The following is a 4,930-nucleotide window of genomic DNA, read 5'->3' on the forward strand; positions in this document are numbered from 1 at the left end:
AATAGATCTTAAAATAACAAACACAAAGAAAAATGATTTTTAATGTGGCTTAAAATCACAATAAAACTGTTTAATTTTTACACATATTGACTGATTATAATTTTATTGATATTTTTATTAAACTACTGAGATTTAACATTAGGACAAATTAATAAAGTAAAACCTTATTGTTATTTATCTAAATTAGGATTCATAAAAACCCTTTCGTATTTTCTTCACTGACAGTTCATTGTTTGATCTTAATACCAAATAATGCTCAACATAGTCGTTTATTGATTGACGCTTAACACCATAAACCCAAAATAGGTCTGACCAGTTTGTTAATTTCACTTTCGCACTTATTCTTTAGTAGATACGTGCCTAAACCAATAAGAAAAAAATATGAAACTAATGACGTTATTGATGACCGCAATATTGCCACTCTCCATGGCGATTGCAGAAAATACGGATACCACCTCAGAACCAGTTACCGCTTATGGCGTAATGAATACGCAAAATAAGCAAACCTACACTTATGTACGCTGTTGGTATCGGCCCGCTGGCAATCATGATGACCCAGCAACAGATTGGGAGTGGGCATTGGATGAACAAGGAAATGACTACACCATTAGTGGTTACTGGTGGTCATCTGTGCGCTTTAAAAATATGTTTTATACTGACACCTCACAATATGAAATAAAGCAGCGTTGTGAAGAGACGCTCGGCGTCAGTCACGATTCTGCAGATATTACTTATTTCGCAGCAGACAATAGGTTCTCATACAATCATTCGATCTGGACTAACGATAAACAAAATGCCAAACCCGTCATTAATAAAATGGTGACCATAGGTGACAGCCTTTCGGATACAGGAAATATATTCAATGCGTCACAATGGAAATTTCCCAATCCTAACTCTTGGTTTTTAGGACACTTTTCCAATGGTTTGGTGTGGACAGAGTATTTAGCAAAAATGTACAATTTACCTGTATATAACTGGGCGATTGGCGGTGCCGCAGGGCGTAATCAATATATCGCGCTGACAGGTGTGAACGATCAAGTCAGCTCTTATCTAAATTACATGACAATGGCCAAAAACTACCAGCCAGAAAATACGCTCTTTACCCTTGAATTTGGCTTGAATGACTTTATGAATTACAACCGTGAAGTATATGAAGTCAAAGCAGATTTTAGCAGCGCGATGATTCGTCTTGTGGATTCAGGGGCCAAAAATATTATTCTACTCACCCTACCCGATGCAACCAAAGCCCCGCAATTTAAATATTCAACAGCAGAAGAGATAGCGAAAGTCAGCGCTAAGATCACCACTTTCAATGCGTTTATTCAGCAACAAGCACTGTATTATCAGATGCAAGGGGTAAATATCATCCTGTTTGATGCTCATAGCTTGTTTGAAAACCTCACAGCCAATCCACAGCAATACGGCTTTGAAAATGCGACCGATGCATGCCTCAACATCAATCGCAATTCAGCTTTAGATTACTTATACCGTCATAGCTTAACCAATGATTGCGCTTACCATAGCTCTGACAAATACGTATTTTGGGGCGTCACGCACCCTACCACGGCCATCCATCAATTGATTGCCAACGAAATCAGTAAAAACTCTCTCGCGTCATTTCAATTTGAATAAGCACGTCTGACCCTGAAGACAGCACGCAAGTGCTGTCTCTAAACCCAAATAGGCATCGCGGTAGCGGCTTTCACTTGACGCATGGCGAGGTGGGTATGCATATCTTTTACATTGTTGAGCCGCTGTAACTGACGCGTAAATGCTTCGTACCCTGATAAATTGGCACTAACGACTTCCAGCAAGTAATCATACGCACCTGAAACCACATGGCAGCTGATCACCTCCTCCATCTCTTTGATTGCCTCTTCAAAACTATCAATGGAAGCGGCTTGATGATTATTCAGGCTAACTTCAACAAAAACCGTCATACCAACTCCGACAGCTTGCCGGCTTAAGCGAGCTTGATAGCCATCAATGATCCCGCTCTCCTCTAATCGTTTCAAGCGTCTTGCGCAGGGAGAAGGTGATAATCCAACCTTTTCTGCAAGCTCTGCGGTGCTTAAGCGTCCCTCTGTTTGTAATAAGGTCAACATGCGGCGGTCTATTCTATCCATTACTCGATCCTTGATGAAATCCACTAACATTTTGCTAATTTATAGCGGATAAGTGCTAAACCATCTAGCAATAAGGGTGAACTTGCCGGATAAAAGTAAGCCGAACCATAGATAATGGTGAGAAACCATCCATTGATGTGAATGAAATTATGATTTATGGCTACCTCGCGATAGGCACCACACTGTTATTATGGTCCGGCTTTTTCCTCTCTTTAAAGGCAGGGGCGAGCGGCCTATTAACCCCTGCGGATATTGCATTAACGCGCTTTTTACTGCCCGCTTTGTTGCTCTCTCCATTGGTTTGGAGAACTCGACATCAATTGCAAAATGTACCTATGCGTTACTTAATTGGTCTATTTATTGGCTGTGGATTGCCCTATTTACTAGTGACAAGCCATGCGATGCACTACGTTCCGGTTTCTGATGGTAGCGCGCTTGTTCCGGGCGTGCTGCCGCTGTTTGTCTCGGGTATAGCGGTGTTGCTGTTTAAACAGCCGTTAAGTCGCCATCGAGTCGCTGGGCTGACTTTAGTGGTGGCAGGGGTTGGTATTTTCCTCTATTCAAGTGCCACTGATTTTGAGTCAAACCGTTTGACCGGGCATTTGATGTTTTTAACCGGCAGCCTGATGTGGGCGATGTTTACAATTTGTGCGCGGGTAGCGAATTTGCATGCGCTCGTCAGCGCGGGATGGGTTGCTTTACTTTCTACTATTTTATTGGCCGTTCTAATCGCTTTAGGCATCGTCGATAGCTACTTAGCCACACACTCTTTTGCACACTGGCCGTGGAAAGAACTGGCGGGACACACACTGCTGCAAGGTGTCGGGGCGGGGCTCATTGCAGCATTTACCTATTTATATGCAGTTTCAACACTCGGCGCAGAACGCTCCGCTGCCTTTGGCTCTGCAACACCAGTCGTGGCAACCTTGTTGGCGATTCCCGTTTTTGGTGAGATGCCAACGCCTTTGACTTGGATCGGATTAGGGTTGATAAGCTTAGGTAGCTTGGTTGCCAGTAATGTTTTAATGAAACACGATCATTCGCAACATTACCGGCCCCCAACGCATCAAAAACGAAGCGCTAAGCGCTCATATCAGCGATAGCAAATCTCAGCCCAACGAGCCAAACCAGCAGTCACTGAACCAAAGTAGTTACCGCTGACAACGGGTACGTGGGGCAGTTGCTGCTCTACCGCTTGACGTAATATTGGAGAACGAGCAGATCCGCCCGTCATAAAGATGACATCCGGCTTTACGCCACCTTGTTCAACCGCTTCTTTGACCAATTCCACCATTTTCGCTTTAGGGGATTCAATGGCGTCGATCATTTGCTCACGCTCAATTTGCACTTCGATCTGCTCAGAAAGAAGATCGAGCACCACCTGACATTGCGTAAGATCAGATAGAGCAATTTTTGCCTCTTCTGCACGGCGTACAATTTGATAGCCGAGCGTTTCAAAATAGACTTTCAGCAAACGCGCCAACTTTTCTGGTTGCTGCGCCTCTTTGTGTAGCAATTTCAATGCTGCCAAGTTTTGCTGAGCATAGAAGTCACGTTGCGCTTCCACGTTGTTAATTGCAATCGGGTTCCAAAACTGCGTGATCGGCATATCAATGCCAGAAATGGCTTTACTTCCTAATCCAAAAGAAGACATCAACTGTTTGAAAGCAATATAGATATCAAGATCATTGCCTCCGACCCGTTGGCCACTATGCGCAAGCAAACTCGCGGTGCGGTCGTCACGCCCTCGCCAACTCGGCCCCATTTTTAGCAATGAACAGTCGGTGGTTCCACCACCGATATCAACCACCAGTACGGTTTGATCTTGCACCAGAGTCGCTTCATATTCTAAACCCGCCGCAACGGGTTCAAACTGAAAACTGATGTGCTGAAAACCGGCGCGTTTCGCCGCACGTTGTAAAATAGATTCCGCTTGTCGATTGGCCTCTTCACCACCTCGGCCATGAAAGTTAATAGGACGACCAATCACAGTATCTTGGATGGGGCGCTGAAGGTGCTGCTCTGCATTATGCTTAATATTGACCATCATGGCGCACACCAAGTCTTCGAAAAAACTGACCTGCACATCACGTAAACCTGCCGCGCCTAGAAATGATTTAGGGGATTTAACGTAATAAATATCGCGCGGATCCTGCAGATAAAGATCGAGCGCCGCTTGGCCAAAGGCAATGTCTTGCGCGGCAAGTTCAATACTCTCTTCTCTATTCACATTGATCGCGCGGCGAAGTACTTGCTCACCAATTTTATCGCTTGGCGTAATATTATGATGACGGAACAGATGCTCAGAAATGGACTCTCGCGTCGGGGCGCATATTGTCGAAGGAATGTAGTGGCTTTTACCTTCTATGGGTAACAATGTTGGTTGCCCATCTTGCATCATTGCGACAGAACAGTTCGCCGTTCCATAGTCAAAACCAATAAACATCGCTACCTCCTAGCATCAGAAAAAGGCCGGCGATCCTACCTTATGCTTTTCACAAATACTATCCCCAAACTACTTGGAATGTCTGGCGAGAAAAGACATGGATTGGTTTACACAAGCCAAGAGACGAAAAAAGACAGCAGCAGACAGCCCACATAAGCTATTTTAATCGCCTTGATATGTCGATAGTGGATAAGACAAGGTGACAAGATAAACAACGGGATCAGGATAAAAATGGGGTTCATACTGAATAGCCAGCTTAACAATACAACAGAAAGTGCATAGTAGAAGAGCCACGAATTTGGAACCGACAACTTTTTGCCAAGTCCCACTATAAATAATAATGCAGCAAGTAAAGGTA

The 4,930-nt window shown here is 44.1% G+C and carries 5 protein-coding genes; 2 read left to right on the forward strand and 3 right to left on the reverse strand.

Annotation, left to right across the window (positions count from 1 at the left end; all coding sequences use genetic code 11):
* The first annotated feature begins 381 nt into the window (after positions 1-381).
* A complete protein-coding gene (locus B9J87_RS13050; protein WP_094123830.1) occupies positions 382-1,632 on the forward strand; it encodes an SGNH/GDSL hydrolase family protein in 1,251 nt (416 codons plus the stop codon).
* 38 nt (positions 1,633-1,670) lie between these two features.
* On the opposite strand, the gene B9J87_RS13055 is transcribed toward B9J87_RS13050, so the two are convergent.
* Positions 1,671-2,126, reverse strand: a complete 456-nt coding sequence (locus B9J87_RS13055; protein ID WP_026027548.1) for an Lrp/AsnC family transcriptional regulator — start codon at positions 2,124-2,126, stop codon at positions 1,671-1,673.
* Between the two features lie 149 nt (positions 2,127-2,275).
* Here B9J87_RS13055 and B9J87_RS13060 point away from each other — a divergent pair, with 149 nt between their 5' ends.
* Complete coding sequence (locus tag B9J87_RS13060) at positions 2,276-3,229, forward strand: DMT family transporter (protein WP_170900905.1); 954 nt, start codon at positions 2,276-2,278, stop codon at positions 3,227-3,229.
* Here the strand turns inward: B9J87_RS13060 and yegD are convergent.
* Both yegD and B9J87_RS17840 read right to left on the reverse strand, forming a co-directional pair.
* Positions 3,220-4,572 carry a molecular chaperone gene (yegD, locus tag B9J87_RS13065; RefSeq protein WP_094151103.1) on the reverse strand — a complete coding sequence of 451 codons (1,353 nt, stop codon included), beginning with the start codon at positions 4,570-4,572 and terminating at the stop codon, positions 3,220-3,222. The two genes, B9J87_RS13060 and yegD, sit on opposite strands and share 10 nt — an antisense overlap.
* A gap of 107 nt (positions 4,573-4,679) precedes the next feature.
* A partial coding sequence (locus tag B9J87_RS17840; protein WP_094151105.1) for a hypothetical protein occupies positions 4,680-4,930 on the reverse strand: 251 nt, incomplete at its 5' end.

This window comes from Vibrio sp. V19_P1S1T109 (assembly GCF_002241375.1).
GTDB classification, from domain to species: Bacteria; Pseudomonadota; Gammaproteobacteria; order Enterobacterales; family Vibrionaceae; genus Vibrio; species Vibrio anguillarum.

Coding starts and splice junctions, on each gene's coding strand:
- B9J87_RS13050 (WP_094123830.1), top strand. CDS start 382: ATGAAACTAATGACGTTATTGATGACCGCAATATTGCCACTCTCCATG.
- B9J87_RS13055 (WP_026027548.1), bottom strand. CDS start 2,126: ATGGATAGAATAGACCGCCGCATGTTGACCTTATTACAAACAGAGGGA.
- B9J87_RS13060 (WP_170900905.1), top strand. CDS start 2,276: ATGATTTATGGCTACCTCGCGATAGGCACCACACTGTTATTATGGTCC.
- yegD (WP_094151103.1), bottom strand. CDS start 4,572: ATGTTTATTGGTTTTGACTATGGAACGGCGAACTGTTCTGTCGCAATG.